Genomic DNA, 23,191 nt, shown 5'->3' on the forward strand with positions numbered 1-23,191 from the left:
GTGGGGCGCCGCGCAACCGCACGGGCCCCTGACGCGCGGCGGCGATAGCGTGGCCCGGTGAGCGAGCACCCGTCAGGTGAGCAGTGGACCATCCGTCACGGCCGGCACGAGGTGACGGTCGTCGAGGTGGGCGGCGGCTTGCGCAGCTACACGCTGGACGGCGTCGACGTCATGGCCGGGTACGCGGTGGACGAGATGGCGACCTCCGGCCGTGGGCAGGTCCTCATCCCCTGGCCCAACCGGATCCGGGACGGCCGCTACACCTTCGAGGGGAAGGACCAGCAGCTCGCCCTCACCGAGCCGGCCCTGCACAACGCCAGCCACGGGCTGGTCCGCTGGGTCCCGTGGCGGCTCGTCGAGCAGGCCGAGGACTCCCTGACCGTCGCGCTGCGGCTCCACCCGCAGCCCGGCTGGGACGGCGTCCTCGACCTCACCGTCACGTATGCCGTCGGTGCCGAGGGCCTGTCCGTCAGCACCCGCGTGCTCAACACCGGTGCCGCGACGGTGCCGTTCGGGTACGGCGCGCACCCCTACCTGGCACTCGGCAGCACGCCGCTGGCCGACGTGGTGCTGCACCTCCCGGCGAGCCAGGAGGTCCTGGTCGACGAGCGCATGCTCCCGACGGGGACGGCGCCGGTGCGTCCCGAGACCGACTTCCGCAGCGCACGGCCCCTCGGGTCGACCAGCCTGGACACCGGCTACACGGGCGTGGACCGGGACCCCGACACGGGGCGCTGGACCGTCACCCTCTCGGGTCTGCGCGACCGTGGCGACGTCAGCCTCTGGGGGGACGAGTCGTTCGACTGGTTCCAGGTCTTCACGGTGAAGGGCGCCGACGACGCCCCGGGCGTCCGCGGGATCGCGGTCGAGCCGATGAGCTGCCCCGCCGACGCGTTCAACTCCGGTCAGGGAGTGGTCGTGCTCACGCCCGGGGACTCGTGGAGCGGCACCTGGGGCATCAGCCCGTCCACCGCGGCGGCAGGCTGACCGGCCGTCGCACCGTCCTCGCCGTCACCGAGCCCGTTGACCGCGGGCGTGATCCGTCGCTCGAGCGCCAGTGACAGCACGACCATGAGCCCGCAGCCGATGACGATCATCACCACGAACGCGGTCGACCAGTGCCGGCTCAGCATGAAGCCCGCCACGACCGGCCCCAGGATCGTGCCGGTCTGGAACGCGCCGGCGTTGACGGCGTTGTAGCGCCCGCGCAGGTGGTCGGGGGCCATGTCGTTGGTGATGGCCGGGACGGTCGGCTGCAGCAGCGTCTCGCCGAGCGCGAACAGGGCGTGGAAGAGCAGCACCCCCGCCGCCGCGGCCATGGTCCCGGCAACGGCGCCGGTGAACCCGAGCACCGTCCACGCCACCGCCCACAGCGCGACCATGACGATGAGCACACGGGTGCGCCGGTGCCCGCTGATGCGGCGCAGCACCCAGAACTGCAGGCCCACGATCACCGCGGTGTTGACCGCGAACGCGAACCCGATGACGTCGGTCGACACCCCGCTCACCTGGCGGGCGAACGCCGGGAAGCCCGCCTCCATCTGGCCGTAGCCGATGAACACCCCGAGGAAGGTCAGCCCGGTCAGCCACAGGGTCGCCGGCTGGCGCAGGATGGCGAGGTACGAGCCGCCCTCGGCGTCGTCGCCCGCAGGCTTCTCCGCCCGGCCGTGGACGTGTCGCAGCGGGCCGAGCAGCAGCCCGATGGGGATGAGCATGCACAGGGCGTCGGCGAGGAAGATCACCGTGAAGGACGTCGGGTTGTGGACGTCGGCGTAGAGGCCGCCGATCACGCCGCCGAAGCCGATGCCGAGGTTGACGAGCGCGAAGTTGATGCCGAAGTACTGCTGCCGCGCCCGGCCGCTGACGATGGCGGCGACCAAGGCGTTGAACGCGGGCCACGAGACCCCGAAGTTGAAGCCGAGGAAGAGGAACGCCACGGCGACGACCAGCGGCGTCGTCGCGAACGCCAGCACGACGCAACCGACGACCTGCGCGCTCGTGCCCCACAGGAGCACGGTGCGGGCGCCGAGCCGGTCGGTCAGGGCGCCGGCCGGACCGGTCACGGCGAGGGCCACCACCGCGATGAACGCCATGAGCACGCCGGCGAGGTCGAGGGAGATGCCACGGACCTCGTGCAGGTAGATGACGGTGAACGGCAGCGTCAGGCCACGCCCGAGGGTCTGCACGGCCACGGTGGACAGCAGCCACCGCCCGGCGCTCGGCAGTGCCGCCCAGAAGTCGCGGATGCCGTGCCCCGAGGTCGTCGTCCCACTCACCGGACAATCCTCGCGTACGGCACCGACAGCGCCGAAACGGTTATCCGCCCTGCGCTGCCCTGCCCTGCCCTGCCCGGCCCTGCCCTGCCCTGCCGTGCCTTGCACCGCCCTGGCCGGGTGGCTCCCCCAGGCCGGACACCGGCCCACGCCGGCCGCCCGGCCGGCATACGACAAATGGATTTGGACGCGGCCGTTAGGCTTGCAGGTGCGCGTGACGCGCGCTCGCGAACTTCGAGGTAAGGGACGAACGGTGCCCACTGGCAAGGTCAAGTGGTACGACGCGGAGAAGGGCTTCGGCTTCATCTCCGAGGACAACGGTGCGGACGTGTTCCTGCACGCCAACGCGCTGCCCGAGGGCGTGCAGACGCTCAAGGGCGGTACGCGCGTGGAGTTCAGCGTGGCCGAGGGGCGGCGGGGGACGCAGGCGCTCCAGGTGACCCTGCTCGAGCCCGCGCCCAGCGTGACCGCCGGCAAGCGTGAGGCCGGCCGCAAGTCGCCGGAGGACCTCGCCCCGCTCGTCGAGGACGCGATCAAGCTGCTCGACAGCGCCTCCAACACCTACCGCCGCGGCCGTCGTCCCGAGAAGGACCACGCCACCAAGCTGGCGCAGGTGCTGCGCTTCCTCGCCGACCAGATCGAGCCCTGATGCCCACTCCCAAGCAGGACGCCGTCCTGGCCGCCGCCGTCGACCTGGCGCGCGAGGCCGCCGAGTCGATCGCCGAGGCCGGCACGGTCGGTGACCACCTCGGCCTCGAGATGGACGACGAGCGGCTGGGCACGCACTACTTCGCCTGCACCGCGAAGGCCTACCCCGGCTGGCGCTGGGCGATCACCGTCGCCCGGGTGCCGCGCGGCAAGGTCGCCACGGTGTGCGAGACCAACCTCGTGCCCGGTGACGGAGCGCTGCTGTCGCCCGAGTGGCTGCCGTATGCCGACCGGCTGGCCCCCGGGGACGTGGGCGCCGGCGACGTGCTCCCGTACAAGGAGGACGACCCGCTGCTCGAGCCCGGCTTCGAGGCGACGGGCGACGAGGACGTCGACGAGCTGGCGCAGTTCGAGCTGGGGCTCGGGCGCAAGCGGGTGCTGTCGGCCGAGGGGCGCGAGGCGGCTGCCCAGCGCTGGTACGAGGGCGAGAACGGGCCGCACTCGCCGATCGCCGAGAAGGCACCGGCGCCCTGCTCCAGCTGTGGCTACTTCCTCCCGATGGCAGGTGCACTCCGGTCTTTTTTCGGCGTGTGCGCCAACGCCTGGTCTCCCTCCGACGGTCGCGTCGTGAGCCTTGACCACGGCTGCGGCGCCCACTCCGAGGTGGACATGGAGCCCGCCGAGTCCCTGGCCGCCGCCCCCCACCCCATCGTCGACGACGCCGCCTACGACCTCGTCTGACCCCGCCGGGATCCCCCGCAAAACAACGGTTGCTCGACAACCCGCGTGGTGATGACCCGCGGGTTGTCGAGCAACCGTTGTTTTGCTTGTCCCCAAGGCGAGTGATGCCTCCACCGTTGTCCACAGGAGTAGACGTGGGGGCTGCGGTGGCCCCGGCGTCCGGAGCAGCCTGCCGGCATGGACGCTCGGGTTTCAGCGCTCTTCGGTGCCCAGCACGGTGTGGCGGGCTGGTGCCAGCTCAACCGGCTGGGGGTGACAGCCGATGACGTGGCTGGATGGGTCAGAGCCGGCGAGGTGGTGCGACTTCGACGCGGGGCGTATGCCGCCGCGCCGGTGTGGGCGGGCGCCGACCGCGACGAGCGGTACCGCCTCACGGTGCGCGGAGTCATCCTGTCGCGCGGCTCGGTCGAGACGGCCAGTCGTCACAGCGCGCTGGCACTGCGGCGGCTCCCCCTGTGGGATGTCGACCGTGAGCTGGTGGTCCTGACCGCGGACGTTGCCGAGACGGCGACGAGGTCGGGCCTGCGGGTCGCGCCGATGCGCGGTCTGGCTGCACCGGACGAGGTCGACGGCCTGCCGTGCGAGGCCCTGCCCGACTCCTTGGTGACGACTGCCTCGTTCTGCGTGACCGCGGGCGTGGTCGCGGCCGACGCCGCGCTGCACCAACGCCTGTGCGCGCGGGAGGACATCGAGGAAGCCCTCCTCCGGCTCGCACCCGGGCTCCGAGGTCGTCGGAGGGCGCGGACCATGGTGAAGAACCTCGATCCGGCGGCGGAGTCGCCGGGGGAGAGCCTGACGCGGCTGCTGCTGGGAGCGTTGGGGCTGCCCGTGCGATCCCAGGTGGAGCTCCGCGACTCTTCAGGGCGGTTCGTGGGCCGAGTGGACTTCCTCGTGGCCGGCCGGGTGGTCGTGGAGTTCGACGGAGCGGTCAAGTACGCCGGAGCCGACGGTCGCGACGCCCTGGTCGCTGAGAAGCGGCGGGAGGACGAGCTGCGCGCGCTCGGGTATGCCGTGGTCAGGCTGACGTGGGATGACCTGCGCCGGCCGGAGCTGGTCCGCGTCAGGGTGCGGGCAGCGCTGTCCCGGGCTGCGGCCTGAACTCCGGCGGAGCGCGTCAGACGGCCTGGGGCCGGTCCCCGCGCCTCGCGAAACAACGGTTGCGCGGCATACCGCGGGTTGTTGTCCCGCGGGAAGTCGAGCAACCGTTGTTTTGCGGGGGAGGGGGGTAGGTCAGAGGGCGCCGGCGGCGTTGCCTCTGCCGCGGCGCATGTAGGCGTAGCCGAGCGACCCCAGCGCCAGCCCGGCGACGCAGCACCAGGGCCACCAGTCGCGGTCGCCGGTGTGCAGCGACGGCACGACGAGGGTGACCACGAGCGCCACCGCCCACAGGGCCAGGCCGCCGAGCACGATGCGGCTCGAGCTCCAGGCCAGCGGCTCGAGCTCGGTTCCCCCGTGCTCGTCGGCGGTGCCTTCGGACCCCGCATCGCCACCGAGGCGCGCCTGCTGGAGGGGCTCCTGCACCCCGTCCCGGGCCGGGCCCCCACCCGTGCGCTGCGACTCGGTCACGTCGTCAGCGTAGCCTTCACCACCGCGATTCACGCAGGCCCTACCCTGTGCGCCATGGCCAAGCCCTCATCGGCGCCCACGACGGCGCAACGACCCACCGCCCCGGCGAAGACCGGCGGCGGCATCGACGGGTTCTTCCGGATCACCGAACGCGGGTCGACCGTCGGTCGGGAGGTCCGTGGTGGACTCGTGACCTTCTTCACCATGGCGTACATCGTGGTGCTGAACCCGCTCATCATCGGCACCCAGGCCGACGGCACCGGCAAGTTTCTCGGTGGGCAGGACGTCCCCCACGCGATCCAGCTGGTGGCGGCCGGGACCGCCCTCATCGCGGGCGTGATGACGATCCTGATGGGTGTGGTCGCGAACTTCCCGCTCGCGCTCGCCACGGGCCTCGGCCTCAACGCCTTCGTCACGTTCGGCATCGCCAAGCTGCCCCAGATGACCTGGGCCGACGCGATGGGCCTGATCGTCATCGAGGGCGTCATCATCACGATCCTGGTGCTGACCGGCTTCCGGCAGGCCGTCTTCCGGGCGATCCCGGGCGAGCTCAAGACCGCGATCTCGGTCGGCATCGGCCTGTTCATCACGATCATCGGCCTCGTCGACGCCGGCTTCATCCGCCGCCCGGCGACGGGTCCGGTGCCGGTCGAGCTCGGCATCGGCGGCTTCCTCAACGGCTGGCCGCTGCTCGTCTTCGTCATCGGCCTCATCGCGATCGTCATCATGATGGTCAAGCACGTGAAGGGCGCCATCCTCTTCGGCATCATCGGCGCCACGGTCCTGGCTGTCGTCGTCGAGGCCATCGGCTCGATCGGCGGCCAGACCGACGCGACCGGCAAGGTGGTCAACCCGGCCGGCTGGGGCCTGAACGTGCCCGCCCTGCCCAAGCAGGTGGTCGACGTCCCCGACTTCTCCCTGCTGGGCCACTTCAACCTGCTCGGCTCGTTCGGCAAGATCGGCATCGTCTCGGCGACCCTGCTCGTCTTCACGCTGCTGCTCGCCGACTTCTTCGACACCATGGGCACGATGGTCGCCATCGGCGCCGAGGCCAAGCTGCTCGACAAGAACGGCAACCCCCCGAGCTCGGACAAGATCCTGCTCGTCGACAGCCTCGCGGCCGTCGCCGGTGGCGCCGGCTCCGTCTCGTCGAACACGTCCTACATCGAGTCGGCCTCGGGTGTCGGCGAGGGCGCGCGCACCGGCCTGGCGTCGGTCGTCACCGGCGTCCTCTTCCTGCTGGCGACGTTCCTGGCCCCGCTGGTCAAGATCGTCCCCTACGAGGCCGCGACTCCGGCGCTCGTCGTCGTCGGCTTCCTGATGATGCAGCAGGTCCGCGGCATCGACTGGGAGGACCTCGAGATCGCGATCCCGGCATTCCTCACCATCGTCCTCATGCCGTTCACCTACTCGATCACGGCCGGAATCGGTGCCGGCTTCGTCCTCTACACGATCATCAAGGTCGTCCGGGGCAAGGCCGGCATGATCCACCCGCTGCTGTGGGCGGTGTCGGCGCTGTTCGTCGTCTACTTCGCCATCGACCCGGTGAAGTCCCTGCTCGGCGTGGGCTGAGGGCGGCGCACCACCGCGACCACCACGTATGCCGCGTGGCCCCGACCGGGGGCCACGCGGCATACGTGCGTCCGGGCCCGACGACCACCCCGATGACTCCGATGACTGCGAGGGAAATAGTTAGCCGAGGTAATGAGTTATGCTAACTACCTGACCGAGGAGAGACCCATGACCACACCGCCCGCGCGCCGGAGCCGCGCCGCCACCGGTCTGTCACCCTCCGCCGTCTCCGCCCTCGCCGGCGAGCTCAGGCTCGCGTGCATGCGCATCTCGCGCCGCGTGCGGTACGAGAGCACGGACCTCGTCGCGCCGCACCAGTTCTCGGTGATGTGCCGGCTGCAGGACGCGCCCCGCACCCCGGGCGAGCTCGCGGAGATCGAGCGGGTGAGCGCGCCGAGCATGACCCGCACCGTGGCGGGACTCGTCGAGCGGGGGCTCGTCGAGCGCACCGACGACCCCTCCGACCGCCGGCAGGTGATCCTGTCGCTGACGGGGGACGGGGGATCCCTGCTCAGGGAGATCCGGCGCCGGCGCGACGCCTGGATGTCCGTGCGTGTCGGCCACCTCACCCCCGAGGAACAGGAGGTCCTGCAGCGGGCCGCCGCGATCCTCACGAGGGTGGCCAGCGAGTGAGTCCCACCTTCGCCTCGCTCAGCGTCCGCAACTACCGGATCTACGCCACCGGCGCCTTCGTCTCCAACATCGGCACGTGGATGGGCCGGGTCGCCCAGGACTGGCTGGTGCTGACCGAGCTGACCAGGCACTCGTCGTCGGCGCTGGGCATCGTCACCGGGCTGCAGTTCCTGCCGTTCCTGCTGCTCGCCCCGTGGACCGGGGTCGTGGCGGACCGGGTCTCCAAGCGGCGGCTGCTCGCCGTCACCCAGACCGCCCTCGCCCTCTCCTCGCTCGGGCTCGGCGTCGTCACCGTCACGGGGCACGCCCAGCTGTGGATGGTCTACGTCGCGGCGCTGTGGACGGGCGTGGCGACAGCCTTCGACAACCCGGCCCGGCAGACGTTCGTCTCGGAGATGGTCCCGCGCGACCGCATCACCAACGCGGTGTCGCTCAACAGTGCGTCGTTCAACGCCGGCCGGCTGATCGGCCCGGGCGTCGCCGGCCTGACCATCGCGGCCTTCGGCACCGGCTGGACCCTGCTCGTCAACACGCTGACCTTCGTCGCCGTGCTCCTCGCCCTCGCCGCGATGCGCGGCGGGGAGCTCAAGCCCGCGCCGCGGTTGGCGCGCGGCAAGGGGGCCATCAAGGAGGGCGTGCGCTACGTCCGCAACCGGCCCGACATCCAGCTCGTCATGCTGCTGGTCTTCGTGCTCGGGACCTTCGGGATGAACTTCCAGGTGACAACTGCCCTGATGGCCACCAACGAGTTCCACAAGGGACCCGAGGAGTACGGCCTGCTCGGCTCGATCATGGCGATCGGCTCGCTGACGGCCGCCCTGCTGTCGGCCCGCCGCGCCCGGGCCCGGCTGCGGACCCTGCTCGTGGCCCTCGTCGGCTTCACGGTGTCCACGGCCCTGGCCTCGCTCGCGCCCACGTACGGCCTGTTCGCGCTCGCCCTCGTCCCGACCGGCCTGGCCGCCCTGACGGCCCTCACCACCGCGAACGCCATGGTGCAGACCCGCGTCGACCCGGCCATGAGGGGCCGCGTGATGGCGTTGTACATGGCGATCTTCATGGGTGGGACCCCGCTCGGGGCCCCGCTCATCGGCTGGATCGGTGACGCCTGGGGCGCCCGCTGGACCATCGCCATCGGCACGATCGCGGTCGGGGTCACGCTCGTCGCGGTGTCGTACTGGCTCGCCAAGCACGAGAATGTCCAGGTGACCTACGAGTCGAAGGGCCGTCCGCGACTGCGGATCCGCACCGCCGCGCCGGTCTCCGAACCGATGCCCGAGGCCGTCCGGTGACGCCGACGTTCCGCAGACGGGTGACCATCGCGGTGCTCGTCATCGTCGTCGCCGCGGCCGTGGTCGCCAGCTTCCTGCGCTGACCCGCACGACGAACGGCCCACTACCCTCGAGGAGTGGTGGGCCGTTCGCCGGTGCACCGTGGGGGATGGGTGCACCTCAGGAGGCGTGCGGGCTCTGGCTGCTCGCCCGGCCCCGGGGCCGGGGCGGTGTCAGCGGTGCAGCGTGCACAGCACCGTGACGCCGAGAGCGCCGAGCACCGGGTCGTAGCCGGTGGGGCACTTCCCGTTCGTGGGGTTGACCTGCAGGGGCAGGGCCGGGGTCGAGGACGGCGACGGCGAGGACGACGCCGTGGTCGTGGGGCTGGGGGTGCTGCCCGTAACGCCACCGACGACCCTTCCGACGACACCGGTGACACCACCGACGACCTGGCCGACCGGGCCGGACGAGCTGGTGGTGGTGGGCGTCGGCACCGCACCTCCGCCTGCGCCGGTGCCGCCGGTGCCACCCGTGCCGCCGGACGAACCGGTACGGCCCGAGGAGCCCTTCGCGGGCTTGCCGCCGGACGTTCGCGCCGGCGCCGGCTCGCGCACCGCAGCGGGGTCGTACTGGGCCATGGTCTGCGGGTCGCCCGAGGGCAGGTACGGCGCCGCGTCGGCCTGCCCCGGTGCCAGGCCGGAGTCCGGGACGACGGTGTAGCCGTTGCGGTAGGCGTCGGCGATCGCGAGGACCTCGTTCGCGTAGGCGTCGCTGTGGTTGTAGCGCAGGACGGCGTTGCGGGCGCCGGCCGGGGTGCTGAGGTCGCCTGGACCGGAGCACAGGTAGACGGCGGTCGCGGTGGCCGCGTCGTCGAGGTTCTGCGGGTCCTTGCGCCCGTCCTGGTTGGCGTCGACGCCGACGACGCGCCAGGTGCCGGGGATGAACTGCATCGGGCCGACCGCCCGGTCCCAGGTGGTGTCGCGGTCGAGCGTGCCGCCGTCGGTGTCGTGGATGACCGCGGTGCCGTTGGCCCCGTTGAGCGGGATGCCGTAGATCCCGGGGCGGACGGTGCCGGTCGAGTCGGTGCCGTTGCCGCCGTAGCGCCCGTGGTCGGACTCGACCTTGCCGATGGCGCCGACGAGTGCCCAGTCGATGCGGCACTGCGCGTCCGCGGCGTCGACGATGCGGGCCGCGCGCTGGTAGGCCGAGAGGGCGGCGGCCGGGATGCCCTTCACCGTCAGGCTCGGCGGCAGGCTGCCGGCCGGTGCGGTGGACGACCCGCCGCCGAACGGCGTGGCCTGCTGCTCCGGCGGTGCGGGGAGGATGGGGAGCGTCGGAGCCGCCGGCTGCTCGACGGGGGCCTTCGGGACGGTGACGACCGGTCCGGAGTCGCTCGCGATCTCGGTGAGGGGGTGGCCACCGGTCAGGGTGAGCCCGATCCCGCTGCCGACGAGCACCACGGCGGGCAGGCCGCCGGCCAGCGCCCGCCACGGCAGGTTGAGGGTTCGGTGCGGATCCTGCCCTGCGCGGCTCATGTCTCGGCTCCTCGACGTCGTCGTCCCACCCCGGTGGTCACGAGGTACAACGAGCCTCGGCGGCCGAGGTTACGCGGGCTCGGGTGAGCCCGCTGGTGACAGACGTGTGCCCCGCGCACGGGGCGCGGGGCACACTCCCTGAGGAGGGGTCGAGGGGGCTCGGCTCAGCCGACGACGTGCTCGATGCAGGCGATGAGGGCGCTGACGTCCTCGGGGTCGACCGCCGGGAACGTCGCGACCCGCAGCTGGTTCCGCCCGAGCTTGCGGTACGGCTCCACGTCGACCACCCCGTTGGCGCGCAGGGTCTTGGCGACCACCGCGGCGTCGACATCGTCGGAGAAGTCGATCGTGGCCACGACCTGTGAGCGCGCTGCGGGGTCGGCGACGTACGGCGTCGTGTAGGAGGTGCGCTCGGCCCAGTCGTACAGCCGGCCGGAGGAGTCGGCCGTGCGGGCGACGGCCCAGTCGAGGCCACCCTGCTCGTTGAGCCAGTCCACCTGCGACCGCAGCAGCGCCAGCGTGGACAGTGCCGGGGTGTTGTACGTCTGGTTGAGGCGGCTGTTCGACACCGCCGTCGGCAGGCTGAAGAAGTCGGGGACCCAGCGGCCGGTCGCCTCGATCTCCTCGACGCGGGCCAGCGCGGCGGGCGAGAACGCCGCCAGCCAGAGGCCGCCATCGGAGGCGAAGCACTTCTGCGGCCCGAAGTAGTAGACGTCGGCCTCGGCCACGTCGACCGGCAGGCCGCCGGCGCCGGACGTGGCGTCGATGAGCACGAGCGCGCCCTCGTCGGCACCCTCGACCCGCGTGACCGGGGCCATGACGCCGGTCGAGGTCTCGTTGTGCGGCCAGGCGTAGACGTCGACGCCCTCCTCGGCCCGCGGCGAGGCGAGCGTTCCCGGGTCGGCCTTGATGACGGTGGAGTCGCCGAGGAACGGCGCCTTCTGCGTCACGGAGGCGAACTTGCTGGAGAACTCGCCGAACGACAGGTGCTGGGCGCGCTCGCGGACGAGGCCGAACGCGGCGATGTCCCAGAACGCGGTGGAGCCGCCGTTGCCGAGGACGATCTCGTAGCCCTCGGGCAGCGAGAAGAGCTCGCCGAGGCCCTCACGGACCGCGCCGACGAGGCCCCGGACGGGGGCCTGGCGGTGGGAGGTGCCGAGGAGGGTGGTGCCGAGGCTGGCGAGGTACTCCACCTGCTCGGGACGGACCTTCGAGGGGCCGGAGCCGAACCGGCCGTCCTTGGGGAGGATGTCGGCGGGGATGGTCTGCGTGGGCGCTGCCGCGGTGTCTGTCACCCGGCCAGTGTCGCACCGTGTCCCGAGGCGTGGGACGTGAGGTCCGCCACCCGGACGCCCCGGCCGGCCGGGGCGCAGACGGAGGTATGCCGCGTGGCCGGCCGGCCACGCGGCATACCTCGTGCTCGTGGTGCGTCCCCGGTGTCGCCGTCGCCGCCGTCGCCGCCGTCGCCGGCGGCACGCCGGGCGCGCCTGCTGGGCTCAGCCCTTGTAGCCGGCGACCGACTCCAGGCCGCGCGGGCCCTCGCCGACGTAGCGCGCGGACGGCCGGATGAGCCGGCCGGTCTTCTTCTGCTCGAGGATGTGCGCCGCCCAGCCGGCGGTGCGGGCCGAGGCGAACAGGGGGGTCATCATGTTGCCGGGGACCTCCGCGAAGTCGAGCAGGACCGCGGCCCAGTAGTCGACGTTGGTCTCCATCTTGCGCTCGGGGTGGCGCTCGGCGAGGGCGGCGATGGCGGCCTTCTCCAGCTCGAGGGCGACCTCGTAGCGAGGCGCGCCGAGGCGCTGGCAGGTGTCGCGCAGGACGGCCGCACGCGGGTCGTAGGCCCGGTAGACGCGGTGGCCGAAGCCCATCAGCCGCTCGCCGCGGTCGAGGACGCCCTGGACGTACGCCGTGGCGTCACCGGTGCGCTCCACGCCCTCGATCATGTGCTGGGCGCGCGAGGGGGCGCCGCCGTGGAGCGGCCCGGAGAGCGCGCCGATCGCGCCGGAGAGGCAGGCGGCGACGTCGGCCCCGGTGGAGGCGATGACGCGGGCGGTGAAGGTCGAGGCGTTCATGCCGTGCTCGGCGGCGGAGATGAAGTACGCGTCGATCGCCTCGACGTGCTTGGGGTCGGGCTCGCCGCGCCAGCGGATCATGAACCGCTCGACGATGGTCCGGCCCTCGTCGACCCGGCTCTGCGGCACCATCGGGGTGTCCTGGCCGTGGGCCGACTGCGCGATGAACGACAGCGTCATGACCGAGGCGCGGGCCAGCTGCTCCCGGGCCTCCTCGTCGCTGACGTCGAGCAGCGGCCTGAAGCCCCACACGGGCGCCAGCTGGGCCAGCGCCGACTGGGCGTCGACGCGGATGTCGCCGGTGTGCACGGGCAGCGGGAACGGCTCGGCCGGCGGCAGGCCCGGGTCGAACTCGTTGTCGACGAGCAGCCCCCAGACCTGGCCGAAGCTCACCCGACCCACGAGGTCCTTGATGTCCACGCCGCGGTACCGGAGCGCACCCCCCTCCTTGTCGGGTTCGGCGATCGCGGACTCGAAGGCGATGACGCCCTCGAGGCCGGGCTTGAAGTCACTGTCGGACATCGGCGTCCTCTCGTCGGCGGCACTGCGGTCGAGCCACATTCTGCACTGTCCGGCTCACGGGTCCCTACTCATGGGTCACCATGAGGGAATGCTGCGACCCGAAGCCGACCTCGACGGCGAGGAGCTCACCGGCGACCTCTCCGGCTCCTCCGCCGGCAACGCCCGGTTCCTGGAGTGCACGTTCCAGCGGTGCGACCTCACCGAGCTCTCCGCGCCGCGGGCGCGCTTCGCGGACACCGCCCTGCGTGCCGTGCACGGGGCGGGCGTCGACCTCGCCGAGTCGACCTGGCTGGACTGCGTGGTGCAGGGCGCGCGGCTGGGCGCCGTGCAGCTGTTCGGGGCGGAGCTGCGCCGGGTGCGGTTCGAGGGGTGCAAGATCGAGTACCTCAACCTGCGGGGCGCACGGCTGGCCGAGTGCGCGTTCGTGGACTGCCAGCTCGTCGAGCCCGACTTCGCCGAGGCGACGCTGGAGAAGGTCCACTTCGCGGGGTCGCGGCTGGTCTCCCCGGACTTCGGGCGGGCCCGGATGAAGGACGTCGACCTCTCCGGTGCCGACCTGGCCGGCCCGCGGGGGCTGGCGGGCCTGCGGGGCGCGACGGTGTCGCGGCTGCAGCTCATCGACCTCGCACCGGCGCTCGCCGGCGAGCTGGGGATCGGCGTGGCGGACTAGCGCCGGCCCCGGACCGAACCGCCGCCGGAGCCGTCGGACCCGCTGCCCGACGCGCCGCCGGACCCGCCGGTGACGCGCCGGTCCCGCACGGCGAGCGTGGGCTTCCCCTCGTCGCGCATCTCGAACAGCTCGGTCGCCTTGATGAGGGCGGTGAGCTTGGCGTAGCCGTAGTTGCGCGCGTCGAACGAGGACTGGTTCGCGATGAGGTTGCCGACCGCGCCGACGCCGGCCCAGCCGTCGTCGTCGGCGGCGTTCTGCACTGCCCGGCGCAGCAGGGCGACCAGCTTGGTGTCCTGCTTGAGCTCCTGGGTCGTGGCCCGCAGCCGGGTCGTGGGCGTCTCCTCGGTGTCCGGCTCCTCCTGGGCGTCGCGGAGCTGGTCGAGGACGAGGAACCGGGTGCAGGCGTTCTGGAACGGCATCGGCGTCTTGCGGTCGCCGAACCCGTAGACGGCGGCGCCCTTCTCGCGCAGGTGCATCACGAGCGGGGTGAAGTCGGCGTCGGAGGAGGCGATGGCGAACGCCTCCGGGGCGTCGGTGTAGAGCAGGGTCATCGCGTCGATGACCAGGGCCATGTCGCTGGCGTTCTTGCCCTTGGTCTGGTCGAACTGCTGCACCGGGCGGATCGCGTTGTCGCTGAGGACCGCCGTCCACCCGGCGAGCTCGGGCTTGGTCCAGTTGCCGTAGGCGCGGCGGATGTTGGTCTCGCCGAAGTTGGACAGCTCGTTGAGGATCAGGTCGATCCGCTTGGCCGAGGCGTTGTCGGCGTCGATGAGCAGGGCGATCCGGGTCTTGGGGTCCACGCACGCCACCGTACGGAGTCGGTGCGGGACGCGCCCGCCGATCGGCATACGCTCCTGCCGTGCCGCTGCTCCTGGACCTGACCCCGCTGCGGGCCAGCCCGGCATACCGGCGCCTCTACACCGGCTTCACGCTGTCCAACGTCGGCTCCCAGCTGGCCGTCGTCGCGGTGGGGCTGCAGGTGTACGACCTCACCCGGTCCACCGCCGCGGTCGGTGTCGTCGGGCTGTCCGCGCTCGTCCCGCTCGTCGTCATGGGGCTCTACGGGGGCGCCCTGATCGACCACTTCGACCGGCGCCGGGTCGGCCTGGTCGCGCAGTCGGTGGCGTTCCTCACCAGCGTGGCGTGCGCGCTGCAGGCGTGGCTCGGCAACACCCACGTGGGCGTGCTCTACGCCCTCGTCGCCGTGTGGAACGGCGCCTTCGCCGTGACCTCGCCGGCCAGGACCTCGATCTACCCGAGGATCCTCGAGCGCGACCTGCTGCCGGCCGCCAACGCGCTCTCCGTCTTCGCCATGAACGCCTCCCTCACCGTCGGCCCGCTCCTGGCCGGCGTGCTGGTGGACTGGGGCGGCTTCCGGACGGCGTACACCGTCGACGCGGTGATCACGACCGCGGCCCTCTGGGGGCTGTCGACGCTGCCGCCGCTCCCGCCCGACCACGGGGAGTCCGGGCCGTCCACGACCCGGCCGGGGCTGCGTTCGGTGCTGGACGGCTTCGCGTTCCTCGCAACCCGGCCCAACGTGCGGATGACCTTCGTCGCGGACATCGCGGCGATGTTCCTCGCCCAGCCCCGGGTGCTGTTCCCGGCCGCCGGCGCGGTCATCTTCGGTGGCGGCGCCCGGACTGTGGGCGCGCTCTCCGCGGCGGCCGCGGTCGGGGGCATCCTCGCGATGTTCTTCTCCGGGCGGCTGGGTCACGTCCGGCGGCAGGGGGCGGCCATCCTCGTGGCCATCGTGGGCTGGGGTGCGGCGATCGCCGGGTTCGGCGTGTCGATGCTCGCCGCCGGGGGCGCCCTGTCGCGCAGCGATGCCCTGTATGCCGGGCTGGTCGCCATGGCGGTGGCCGGCGCCTCGGACTCGGTGAGCGCCGTGTTCCGCACGACCATCCTGCAGGCGGCGACCCCCGACCACCTGCGCGGGCGGCTCCAGGGCGTCTTCATCGTCGTCGTGGCCGGCGGGCCGCGGCTGGGGGAGCTGGCCGGTGGCGTCGTGGCCTCCCGGATCGGGGAGGGTCGGATGGCGCTCTTCGGAGGCGTCGCCTGCGTGCTGGCGATGGGGGTGCTGGCGCGGCTGCAACCCGGCTTCGTCCGCTACGACGCGCACCGACCGACACCGTGACGCGGGTGGGCGGGCGCGCGGTGACGGGTTGCGGGTGCTACGTCACTGATCACTCCTGTGGTCAGGGACGTAGGGCGGCTGGTCAGTGACGTGGGGCGGCCCAGGGATGGGGTCGGCGATGCTACGTCTCTGATCGAGCTCGCTGATCAGTGACGTAGCACGCGCCGGGGTCTCCCGGGCCGGGTGCCGACCGCCAGCGCGGTGCAGCTCGGGGCGACGGGATGCCGCCACTGCGGCATGCTCGAGGGCACGGACGGTCGAGGGGCACGAGCAGTCGAGGGCAGGAGTGGGACGTGGCGACGGTGAGTCGACGGTGCAAGGCACCCGGCAGCGCGGTGTGGCAGGTGCTGGCCGACCCGTGGATGTACCCGAGCTGGGTGGTGGGGGCCTCGCGCCTCCGGGACGTCGAGGGCATCTGGCCGCAGGCGGGCGCGCGGATCCACCACTCGGTGGGGGCGTGGCCGCTCCTGCTCGACGACCACACCGAGGTCATCGAGTCCCACGAGCCGACCGAGCTCACCCTGCAGGCCAAGGGCCGCCCCCTCGGCGAGGCGCTGGTCGTGATGCGCGTCGACGACGACGGCCAGGGGAGCCTCGTCACCATGGACGAGACGATCGTCCGCGGTCCCGGTGCCTCCCTGCCCGACAGCGTGGTCGACCCGTTGATCACCTGGCGCAACACCGAGGCGCTGCGCCGCCTCGTCCTCATCGCCGAGGGGCGCGCCGGGCAGCGGTAGCGGGCTGCCCGCAGCGGCCGCCGAAGTCTGGGACTTCGGCACTGAGGGCGGTGGTTCGGCCCGAAGTCTGGGACTTCGGTGGCAGCCTGGGACTTCGGTGACGGGTGACAGGTGACGGGTCGCGGAGCCCTCAGCGGTAGAGCCAGTGCAGCGCCGCCAGCTCGAGCCGGTGCCGCGGCCTGCCCCACCAGGCCGAGTCGGTCAGCGCGGCCCGGGCGGCGAGGTAGCCGCAGGCGCCGTGGACGCCACCGCCGGGGTGCGCCGACGCGCTGCCCAGGTAGAGCCCGTCCACCGGCGTGCGGGGTCCGCCCAGGCCCGGGACCGGTCGGAACACCAGCTGCTGGAAGAGCTGGTTGGTGCCGCCCCCCACGGCACCCCCGACGAGGTTGGGGTCGGCGCCCTGCAGGTCCGAGGGGAGCTGCACCCAGCGTTCGACCAGGTGTGCGCGCCACCCGGGGGCGAACGCGTCGAGCATCTCGTCCATCCGCCCGGCGAGCAGCTCGGCGCTGGAGTCGTCGCTGACGCCCCTCGGCAGGTGCGAGTACATCCACACCGTCTCGGTACCGGCGGGCGAGCGGCTGGGGTCCGTGGTCGTCATCTGCCCCAACAGGGCGAACGGCTTCTCGGGAACTCTGCTGCCGGCGAGGTCGGCCTCCCAGTGCATGAGGCCCTGCCGGTCGTGCCCGACGTGGACCACGCCCGTGCCCCGCGCCGACTCCGCGGTCCACGGCAGGGGCGCCGACAGCCGCAGGTTGACCTTGACCGTCGGCAGGTCCCACTCGAAGTGCTCGAGGTCCTGCTTCAGCTTGGCCGGGACGCTGCTCGAGGGCAGCAGCGAGCCGTACAGGGCCGGGGCGGTGGTGTCCGCGATGACGGCCCGCCGGGCCCGCACTCGTCGGCCGTCCGCCGTCTCGACGCCGACGGCGCGCCCGCCCGACGTGACGACCCGGCTCACCGTGACGCCGGTGTCCACCCGCGCCCCGGCGGTCTCGGCCTTGCTGCGCATTGCCTCGGCCAGCCGCCCCGTACCCCCCTGCGGGGAGGGGAAGCCCACGTCCTGCGCCAGCATCGCCATGAGCAGCCCGAACAGCCCGCTGCCCGGCGCCTCCGACGGGATGTCGGCGTGCGCTGCGTTGCCCGCCAGCAGCATCCGCGCCCGCTCGCCCTCGAACCGCTCCACGGCGAGCCGGTTCAGCGGCAGGAGGAGCTCGCGGGCCAGGCGCAGGACGTCCCGAGCCCCCACCGAGCGCACGAGCCGTCCGCCCGCGCGCACCGGGGGCCACCGGGTGAGGAGGGCGTCGATGAGCGGGTCGCGGATCTCGTGCCAGAAGCCGACGAGGTCGTGCCACGCCTGCTCGTCGCCGGGGTGGTCGACGGCCAATCCCCTCGCCGTGACCGCGGGGTCACGGTGGATCAGGGCCCCGACGGGGTCGTCCGGCGTGCCGGCGTGCGCCACCACCCGGTCGACCCGGCTCCACCGGAGCCCGTGCGCCTCCAGGTCCAGGCCCCGGATCACCGGCGAGATCGCAGCGAGCGGGTGGCACGAGCTGAACTCGTCCATGACCCAGCCGTCCCGCTCCAGCGAGGCGACCGCACCCCCGACCGTGTCGCGGCGCTCGAGGACCAGGACGTCCCACCCCGCGTCGGCGAGGACCGAGGCGGCCACGAGGCCGTGGTGCCCTGCTCCGATGACGACTGCGTCGACGCTCTCCACACGAGCACCCTTCCAGCGTCCGGGCGGCGGGACCACCCGAAGCATGGCAGCGGCCGAGGTCCTGGCCGCGATCGAGTCCGAGGCGTCCGCGCTCCGAGGCGTCCACACGCCGAGGGGTCCACACGCCGAGGGGTCCGCACCCCGAGGTGTCCGCGCGGGGTAGTGCGTCCGCCCTAGGACGCCCGGCGCGGGTCCTCGGCGTGCATCGCCCACCGCACGACGGCCGTGGCCGCCCCACCCAGGGGCCGGCCCACGAGGTGCTCGGTGACCGGGAGCCAGGGCAGCCGGAGCGGCCGGCGCGCCCAGCGGGGGAGCATGGCGACCGCGCCGGCGGCGAGCGCCGAGTAGCCGGGGCGGGCAGCCGCCGGGAGCGGTGGGTTCACGAGCAGGAAACGGGCGGCCTCGCGGGCTGCCGGGGTCCCGGCCAGCTCGGGCCGGAAGCCCTCGATCGTGTCGCGCAGCCCGGCCACGGTGGTGGGCGGGTCGACCACCCCGAGCAGCCGCGCCACGACGGCCGCCTGCTCGACGTAGGTGTCGGCCTCGGCGTCGGAGAGCGGCTCGCGGGCGTACCGCTGGAACGAGGTGAGGAAGCTGTCGGCCTCGGTGACGTGCACCCACAGCAGCAGGTGGGGGTCGCTCGCGGCATACGGCCGTCCGTCGGGGGCGGTCCCACGCACCCGTTCGTGGATGGACCGGACGCGCGCGATCACCTCCTCGGCGTGGTCGACGGTCCCGAAGGTGGTCGTGGCGAGGAACTCGCTGGTGCGCTGCAACCGGCCCCACGGGTCGCCCTTGTAGCCGGAGTGGGCTGCGACGCCCGCCATCGCCAGCGGGTGCAAGGACTGCAGGAGCAGCGCCCGGATGCCTCCCGGGAACATCGCGGCGTCGGCGTGCACCCGCCAGATCGGGTCCTGCGGGCCGAACCACCGCTCGCCCTCGGACTGCCAGATCCGGGCCGCCTTGGTCTGGGCGTCCTCGCCGGCGACGCGCGAGCGCAGCGCCCGGCCGAGCCCACGGCGGGCGCCGGACGTGATCGGCTCGAGCAACGTCATCGGCCGGCTCCCTTCGAGGCGCCGCGGCGGCGGACGGACCGGGGCAGTGCCCTGACCCGCTCGGCGGCCGTCGGCAGGTCGGCGGGGCGGACCCGCGTCGACAGGTCGCTGTGGTTGATGAGCTGGGCGAGCGGCGTGGTCGTGGCGGGGTGGGCGGCGACCGGCTCGTCGCCGGTGAAGACCACCCAGACCGGCTCCCCGTGGTCGGCCGCCGGGTCGAACGTCTTCAGCACGGCGCCCTCGCGCAGGGTCGCGGCGTGCTCGACGGCCCGCCGCCGCGCCCGCTGCCGGTCGAGCACGGTCTGGGCCGCCTTCATCGCGGGCTCCTTGGCCTGCTGCGCCAGGACCACGACGTGCGGGCCGTACTTCACGCCCCACTTCACGACCCGGCCGACGGCTCGACCCCTGTCCGGCATGCTGCCTCCCGACGCTGTCCTGGCTGCCAGCGTAAGCCGGGTCCGGCGACCCTGCCGGTGGCGGGCAGGGTGACGACCGCGACGCTGGGCCGGCGGGGAGGGGTGGCGACGGCGCCCCGCGTCTACGCTGCCGCCATGGACGACGTGCGGCGCGTGGACTATGTCGGGCAGGGCATCTCGGAGGACGAGGTCGCCCCGACCCCGTGGCAGCAGGCCCGCCGCTGGGTGGACGACGCGTTGAGCCGGGCCGACGCCCAGCCCGACGTCCCCGAGCCGCTGGCCCTGTCCGTCGCCACCGTCGACGCCGACGGGCTGCCCAACGTGCGGACCGTGCTCATGCGGTTCTTCGACGAGCGGGGCCCCGGCTTCGTCACCAACACCGAGTCGTCCAAGGGGCTCGAGATCGCCGCCACGGGCGGCATCGCCGTCGCGCTGACCTGGCCGGCGATGTACCGCGCCATCCGCTTCCGCGGCACGGCGCAGCCGCTCGACCGCGAGGAGGTGGCGGGCTACTTCGGGTCGCGCCCGTGGGCCTCGCGCATCTCCGCCTGGGCCTCCCAGCAGTCCCAGCCGGTGGAGGGCCGGGCGGCGCTCGAGGCGGCCTACGAGCGGTATGCCGCTCAGTGGCCGGACCGCGGGAACCCCGACGACGTGCCGGTGCCCGACTTCTGGGGCGGGTACCGGGTCACCGCGGACGAGGTCGAGTTCTGGGGCGGACGCCGCAACCGGCTGCACGACCGGCTCGTCTTCAGCCGGGTCGTTGAGGGCGGCCTCGACGACGAGGGCGCCTGGCGCCTCTGGCGCCGCCAGCCCTGATGTCGCGGGGCCCGGCGCCCCCAGCCCTGATGTCGCGGGGCCTGGCGCCGCCACCCCTGACCTCGCGAGCCCTGACGGCACCAGGCCCGACCTCGCCCGGTCCGCGCCTCGGCCCTCACTGTCCGTATGCCGGGACGCACCTCCCGGTGGGTGCGGCGCGTCCCCACACTGGTGACGCACGTCACAACGCGAGCGCCATCGTCGTCGTCCGCGGTCCGTCCCGACCGTCGACCGCCAGGAGACCCATGGCCGCCGTCCATCCCGTCGTCGCCGACGTCACCGCCCGGGTGACCGAACGCAGCCGTGCCAGCCGCACGGCATACCTGCAGCGCATCTCCCGCGCCGCCTCCGAGCTGAGCCTGCGCCCCGCGCGCACCGACCTCGGCTGCTCGAACCTCGCCCACGCCGTCGCGGCCTGTGGAGGCGCTGACCGCGCCGTCCTGTCGGCCGAGACGGGGGTGGGCGTCGGGATCGTCACGTCCTACAACGACATGCTGTCGGCGCACGCGCCGTTCGAGCACTACCCGCAGGAGATCAAGGCGACCGCGCGAGAGCTGGGCGCTGTCGCCCGGGTCGCGGGCGGGGTGCCGGCGATGTGCGACGGCATCACGCAGGGACGGGCGGGCATGGAGCTCAGCCTGTTCAGTCGCGACGTCATCGCGATGTCGACGGCCGTGTCCCTGTCGCACGACGTCTTCGACGCGGCCCTGCTGCTCGGCGTCTGCGACAAGATCGTCCCCGGCCTCGTCATGGGCGCGCTGTCGTTCGGCCACCTGCCCACCGCGCTCGTCCCCGCCGGGCCGATGGCCAGCGGCCGCTCGAACGCGGAGAAGGCGGAGACGCGCAAGGCGTACGCCGCCGGCGAGGCCGGTCGCGACGAGCTGCTCGCCAGCGAGGTCGCCTCGTACCACTCGCCCGGCACGTGCACGTTCTACGGCACGGCCAACTCCAACCAGATGCTCATGGACGTCATGGGCCTGCACCTGCCGGGCGCGGCGTTCGTCCACCCCGACGACCCGGTGCGCGTCGCCCTGACGGCGGCCACCACCCGCCGCGTCGTCGAGATCGCGGCGAGCGAGGACCGGTACGGCGTGGGCCAGGTCGTGGACGAGAAGTCCGTCGTCAACGGCGTGGTCGCCCTGCTCGCGACCGGCGGCTCGACCAACCACACCATGCACCTCGTCGCGATGGCCGCGGCCGCCGGGATCGACCTGCGCTGGGAGGACTTCGACGACCTGTCGACCGCCGTGCCGCTCGTTGCCCGGATCTACCCCAACGGCACCGCCGACGTGAACCACTTCCACGCCGCCGGCGGGACGCCGTTCCTCGTCCGCACGCTGCTCGACGCGGGCCTGCTGCACGAGGACGTGCTGACCCTCGACGGGCCCGGGCTGCGCCGGTACACGCGGCGACCGGTGCTCGCCGCCGACGGCACGCTCGAGTTCGTGGAGGTGGCCGAGGAGTCGCTCGACCTCGACGTCCTGCGACCGGCCGACGACCCGTTCGCCCCCGACGGCGGGCTGCGGCTGCTGCGCGGCACCCTCGGCCAGGCCGTCATCAAGACGTCCTCGCTCGCCGAGGAGCACCGGGTCGTCGAGGCGCCGGCCCGGGTGTTCACCGACCAGGTCGGGTTCCTCCAGGCCTTCTCGCGGCGCGAGCTCGACCGCGACGTCGTCGTCGTCCTGCGCGAGCAGGGCCCGTCGGCCAACGGGATGCCCGAGCTGCACGCCCTCACCCCCTCGCTCGGGGTGCTCCAGAAGCGCGGGTATGCCGTGGCGCTGGTCACCGACGGCCGGATGAGCGGCGCGTCGGGCTCGATCCCGGCGGCCATCCACGTGACCCCGGAGTCGGTGCACGCCGGCCCGATCGCCAAGCTGCGCGACGGGGACGTCGTCCGGGTCGACGCGGTCACCGGCCGGCTCGACGTCCTCGTCGACGAGGCCGAGTTCGCCGACCGCCTGCCCGCGGCCCGCGTCACGGAGGAGGGTGTCGGCACCGGGCGCGAGCTGTTCGGTGCGATGCGCTCGGCCGTCGGTCGTGCCGACGAGGGCGCCCACGTCTTCGGCGCCCTGACCACCGTCCCCGAACCCGTCGTCCCGCACCTGCCGCAGGAGGAGTCCCGATGACCGCCGTCACGACCAAGCCCGTCATCTCCGGCGAGGCCGACATCCTCGGCCTCGCGCCCGTCATCCCGGTGGTCGTCGTCGACGAGGTCGCCCAGGCGGTGCCGCTCGCCCGCGCCCTGCTCCGCGGCGGCATCCCCGTCATCGAGCTCACCCTGCGCAGCGAGGCCGGGCTCGGTGCGATCGAGGCCGTGGCCTCCGAGGTCGAGGGCATCGTGGTCGGCGCGGGCACGGTCGTCACGCCCGCGCAGGTGCAGCAGGTGGTCGACGCCGGCGCCCAGTTCATCGTCACGCCGGGCTCCCCGCCGCGGCTGGTCGAGGCTGCGCTTGCGTCCGGACTGCCGCTGCTCGCCGGGGCCGGCACGCTCACCGAGATGCTCACGCTCGCGGAGGCGGGGCTGCAGGTGCAGAAGTTCTTCCCGGCCGAGGCCAGCGGGGGCCGTCCCTACCTGTCCGCGGTGGCCGGCCCGTGCCCGCAGCTGCGGTTCTGCCCCACCGGCGGCATCACGCCGCAGACGGCGGCCGACTGGCTGGCGCTGCCCAACGTGGGCTGCGTCGGCGGGTCGTGGCTCACCCCCAAGGAGGCCGTGGCGCAGGGCGACTGGGCCCGTATCGAGCGGCTCGCCCGTGATGCCGCGGCCCTGCCTCGCTGACGCCGGCGGGCGGCGTCCCGGGCAGGCCCGCGGTGTGGTCGGC

General features: G+C 73.2%; 22 protein-coding genes. 13 read left to right on the top strand and 9 right to left on the bottom strand.

The features are described from left to right. Nucleotides 1–57 precede the first annotated feature (57 nt). Entirely contained in the window at nucleotides 58–987 is a 930-nt protein-coding gene (locus ACYVDO_RS10155; RefSeq protein ID WP_460935377.1) for an aldose 1-epimerase family protein, read from the top strand. Here the strand turns inward: ACYVDO_RS10155 and ACYVDO_RS10160 are convergent. Further along, on the bottom strand, nucleotides 906–2,276 hold the full coding sequence (locus tag ACYVDO_RS10160; protein ID WP_460935380.1) for an MFS transporter: 1,371 nt from the start codon (nucleotides 2,274–2,276) through the stop codon (nucleotides 906–908). The genes ACYVDO_RS10155 and ACYVDO_RS10160 overlap by 82 nt on opposite strands. Before the next feature lie 250 nt (nucleotides 2,277–2,526). Between ACYVDO_RS10160 and ACYVDO_RS10165 the strand changes: the two genes are divergently transcribed. The 3 genes from ACYVDO_RS10165 to ACYVDO_RS10175 all read left to right on the top strand — a co-directional run bounded on the left by ACYVDO_RS10165 (nucleotide 2,527) and on the right by ACYVDO_RS10175 (nucleotide 4,760). Continuing rightward, nucleotides 2,527–2,922, top strand: coding sequence for a cold-shock protein (locus tag ACYVDO_RS10165; protein ID WP_460935382.1), 396 nt, complete (start codon nucleotides 2,527–2,529; stop codon nucleotides 2,920–2,922). After that, nucleotides 2,922–3,662, top strand: coding sequence for a DUF3027 domain-containing protein (locus ACYVDO_RS10170; protein WP_460935384.1), 741 nt, complete (start codon nucleotides 2,922–2,924; stop codon nucleotides 3,660–3,662). The genes ACYVDO_RS10165 and ACYVDO_RS10170 overlap by 1 nt, the downstream gene beginning before the upstream one ends. Nucleotides 3,663–3,839: 177 nt before the next feature. Then, entirely contained in the window at nucleotides 3,840–4,760 is a 921-nt protein-coding gene (locus ACYVDO_RS10175; protein WP_460935386.1) for a hypothetical protein, read from the top strand. Nucleotides 4,761–4,892: 132 nt separating this feature from the next. On the opposite strand, the gene ACYVDO_RS10180 is transcribed toward ACYVDO_RS10175, so the two are convergent. Continuing rightward, nucleotides 4,893–5,228 (bottom strand): DUF2530 domain-containing protein, encoded by a 336-nt coding sequence (locus ACYVDO_RS10180; RefSeq protein ID WP_460935388.1) that lies wholly within the window; start codon nucleotides 5,226–5,228, stop codon nucleotides 4,893–4,895. A 54-nt stretch (nucleotides 5,229–5,282) separates the two neighbouring features. Here ACYVDO_RS10180 and ACYVDO_RS10185 point away from each other — a divergent pair, with 54 nt between their 5' ends. From ACYVDO_RS10185 to ACYVDO_RS10195, 3 genes are all read left to right on the top strand, one after another. Continuing rightward, nucleotides 5,283–6,800 (top strand): NCS2 family permease, encoded by a 1,518-nt coding sequence (locus ACYVDO_RS10185; RefSeq protein WP_460935390.1) that lies wholly within the window; start codon nucleotides 5,283–5,285, stop codon nucleotides 6,798–6,800. A 168-nt stretch (nucleotides 6,801–6,968) separates the two neighbouring features. Continuing rightward, nucleotides 6,969–7,433 (top strand): MarR family winged helix-turn-helix transcriptional regulator, encoded by a 465-nt coding sequence (locus tag ACYVDO_RS10190; RefSeq protein ID WP_460935393.1) that lies wholly within the window; start codon nucleotides 6,969–6,971, stop codon nucleotides 7,431–7,433. Then, nucleotides 7,430–8,722 carry an MFS transporter gene (locus ACYVDO_RS10195; RefSeq protein WP_460935395.1) on the top strand — a complete coding sequence of 431 codons (1,293 nt, stop codon included), beginning with the start codon at nucleotides 7,430–7,432 and terminating at the stop codon, nucleotides 8,720–8,722. Before ACYVDO_RS10190 ends, ACYVDO_RS10195 begins: the two co-directional genes overlap by 4 nt. A 212-nt stretch (nucleotides 8,723–8,934) precedes the next feature. On the opposite strand, the gene ACYVDO_RS10200 is transcribed toward ACYVDO_RS10195, so the two are convergent. From ACYVDO_RS10200 to ACYVDO_RS10210, 3 genes are all read right to left on the bottom strand, one after another. Continuing rightward, nucleotides 8,935–10,236 carry a lytic transglycosylase domain-containing protein gene (locus ACYVDO_RS10200; RefSeq protein WP_460935397.1) on the bottom strand — a complete coding sequence of 434 codons (1,302 nt, stop codon included), beginning with the start codon at nucleotides 10,234–10,236 and terminating at the stop codon, nucleotides 8,935–8,937. A 164-nt stretch (nucleotides 10,237–10,400) separates the two neighbouring features. Continuing rightward, nucleotides 10,401–11,531, bottom strand: a complete 1,131-nt coding sequence (gene serC / locus ACYVDO_RS10205) for a phosphoserine transaminase (protein ID WP_460935399.1) — start codon at nucleotides 11,529–11,531, stop codon at nucleotides 10,401–10,403. Nucleotides 11,532–11,732: 201 nt separating this feature from the next. Further along, nucleotides 11,733–12,830, bottom strand: coding sequence for a citrate synthase 2 (locus ACYVDO_RS10210; protein WP_460935401.1), 1,098 nt, complete (start codon nucleotides 12,828–12,830; stop codon nucleotides 11,733–11,735). A gap of 88 nt (nucleotides 12,831–12,918) precedes the next feature. Between ACYVDO_RS10210 and ACYVDO_RS10215 the strand changes: the two genes are divergently transcribed. Then, nucleotides 12,919–13,500 (top strand): pentapeptide repeat-containing protein, encoded by a 582-nt coding sequence (locus ACYVDO_RS10215; protein WP_460935403.1) that lies wholly within the window; start codon nucleotides 12,919–12,921, stop codon nucleotides 13,498–13,500. Here ACYVDO_RS10215 and ACYVDO_RS10220 read toward each other — a convergent pair. Beyond that, the gene (locus ACYVDO_RS10220) at nucleotides 13,497–14,300 is read right to left on the bottom strand and encodes an NYN domain-containing protein (protein WP_460935405.1); all 804 of its coding nucleotides are present in this window, start codon (nucleotides 14,298–14,300) and stop codon (nucleotides 13,497–13,499) included. The two genes, ACYVDO_RS10215 and ACYVDO_RS10220, sit on opposite strands and share 4 nt — an antisense overlap. A 59-nt stretch (nucleotides 14,301–14,359) precedes the next feature. Here ACYVDO_RS10220 and ACYVDO_RS10225 point away from each other — a divergent pair, with 59 nt between their 5' ends. Further along, nucleotides 14,360–15,637, top strand: coding sequence for an MFS transporter (locus tag ACYVDO_RS10225; RefSeq protein ID WP_460935407.1), 1,278 nt, complete (start codon nucleotides 14,360–14,362; stop codon nucleotides 15,635–15,637). 293 nt (nucleotides 15,638–15,930) lie between these two features. After that, nucleotides 15,931–16,374 carry an SRPBCC family protein gene (locus tag ACYVDO_RS10230; RefSeq protein ID WP_460935409.1) on the top strand — a complete coding sequence of 148 codons (444 nt, stop codon included), beginning with the start codon at nucleotides 15,931–15,933 and terminating at the stop codon, nucleotides 16,372–16,374. Nucleotides 16,375–16,504: 130 nt separating this feature from the next. On the opposite strand, the gene ACYVDO_RS10235 is transcribed toward ACYVDO_RS10230, so the two are convergent. From ACYVDO_RS10235 to ACYVDO_RS10245, 3 genes are all read right to left on the bottom strand, one after another. Beyond that, entirely contained in the window at nucleotides 16,505–18,088 is a 1,584-nt protein-coding gene (locus tag ACYVDO_RS10235; RefSeq protein ID WP_460935411.1) for a phytoene desaturase family protein, read from the bottom strand. A 173-nt stretch (nucleotides 18,089–18,261) separates the two neighbouring features. Beyond that, nucleotides 18,262–19,140, bottom strand: a complete 879-nt coding sequence (locus ACYVDO_RS10240; RefSeq protein ID WP_460935413.1) for an oxygenase MpaB family protein — start codon at nucleotides 19,138–19,140, stop codon at nucleotides 18,262–18,264. Then, complete coding sequence (locus ACYVDO_RS10245) at nucleotides 19,137–19,556, bottom strand: hypothetical protein (RefSeq protein WP_460935415.1); 420 nt, start codon at nucleotides 19,554–19,556, stop codon at nucleotides 19,137–19,139. The genes ACYVDO_RS10240 and ACYVDO_RS10245 overlap by 4 nt, the downstream gene beginning before the upstream one ends. 135 nt (nucleotides 19,557–19,691) lie before the next feature. On the opposite strand from ACYVDO_RS10245, the gene pdxH reads away from it, so the two are divergent. The 3 genes from pdxH (at nucleotide 19,692) to eda (ending at nucleotide 23,148) form a co-directional block, all read left to right on the top strand. Beyond that, complete coding sequence (gene pdxH / locus ACYVDO_RS10250) at nucleotides 19,692–20,372, top strand: pyridoxamine 5'-phosphate oxidase (protein WP_460935417.1); 681 nt, start codon at nucleotides 19,692–19,694, stop codon at nucleotides 20,370–20,372. A 245-nt stretch (nucleotides 20,373–20,617) separates the two neighbouring features. Next, on the top strand, nucleotides 20,618–22,498 hold the full coding sequence (edd, locus tag ACYVDO_RS10255) for a phosphogluconate dehydratase (protein WP_460935419.1): 1,881 nt from the start codon (nucleotides 20,618–20,620) through the stop codon (nucleotides 22,496–22,498). Beyond that, nucleotides 22,495–23,148 carry a bifunctional 4-hydroxy-2-oxoglutarate aldolase/2-dehydro-3-deoxy-phosphogluconate aldolase gene (gene eda / locus ACYVDO_RS10260; RefSeq protein WP_460935421.1) on the top strand — a complete coding sequence of 218 codons (654 nt, stop codon included), beginning with the start codon at nucleotides 22,495–22,497 and terminating at the stop codon, nucleotides 23,146–23,148. The genes edd and eda overlap by 4 nt, the downstream gene beginning before the upstream one ends. The last annotated feature ends 43 nt before the right edge of the window (nucleotides 23,149–23,191 follow it).

Source organism: Phycicoccus ginsengisoli (genome assembly GCF_054779295.1).

Excerpts from the sequence above, each read along its gene's own strand:
- ACYVDO_RS10170 (WP_460935384.1), top strand. The coding sequence starts at position 2,922 with ATGCCCACTCCCAAGCAGGACGCCGTCCTGGCCGCCGCCGTCGACCTG.
- ACYVDO_RS10175 (WP_460935386.1), top strand. The coding sequence starts at position 3,840 with ATGGACGCTCGGGTTTCAGCGCTCTTCGGTGCCCAGCACGGTGTGGCG.
- ACYVDO_RS10185 (WP_460935390.1), top strand. The coding sequence starts at position 5,283 with ATGGCCAAGCCCTCATCGGCGCCCACGACGGCGCAACGACCCACCGCC.
- ACYVDO_RS10190 (WP_460935393.1), top strand. The coding sequence starts at position 6,969 with ATGACCACACCGCCCGCGCGCCGGAGCCGCGCCGCCACCGGTCTGTCA.
- ACYVDO_RS10200 (WP_460935397.1), bottom strand. The coding sequence starts at position 10,236 with ATGAGCCGCGCAGGGCAGGATCCGCACCGAACCCTCAACCTGCCGTGG.
- ACYVDO_RS10210 (WP_460935401.1), bottom strand. The coding sequence starts at position 12,830 with ATGTCCGACAGTGACTTCAAGCCCGGCCTCGAGGGCGTCATCGCCTTC.
- ACYVDO_RS10215 (WP_460935403.1), top strand. The coding sequence starts at position 12,919 with ATGCTGCGACCCGAAGCCGACCTCGACGGCGAGGAGCTCACCGGCGAC.
- ACYVDO_RS10240 (WP_460935413.1), bottom strand. The coding sequence starts at position 19,140 with ATGACGTTGCTCGAGCCGATCACGTCCGGCGCCCGCCGTGGGCTCGGC.
- ACYVDO_RS10245 (WP_460935415.1), bottom strand. The coding sequence starts at position 19,556 with ATGCCGGACAGGGGTCGAGCCGTCGGCCGGGTCGTGAAGTGGGGCGTG.
- pdxH (WP_460935417.1), top strand. The coding sequence starts at position 19,692 with ATGGACGACGTGCGGCGCGTGGACTATGTCGGGCAGGGCATCTCGGAG.
- edd (WP_460935419.1), top strand. The coding sequence starts at position 20,618 with ATGGCCGCCGTCCATCCCGTCGTCGCCGACGTCACCGCCCGGGTGACC.
- eda (WP_460935421.1), top strand. The coding sequence starts at position 22,495 with ATGACCGCCGTCACGACCAAGCCCGTCATCTCCGGCGAGGCCGACATC.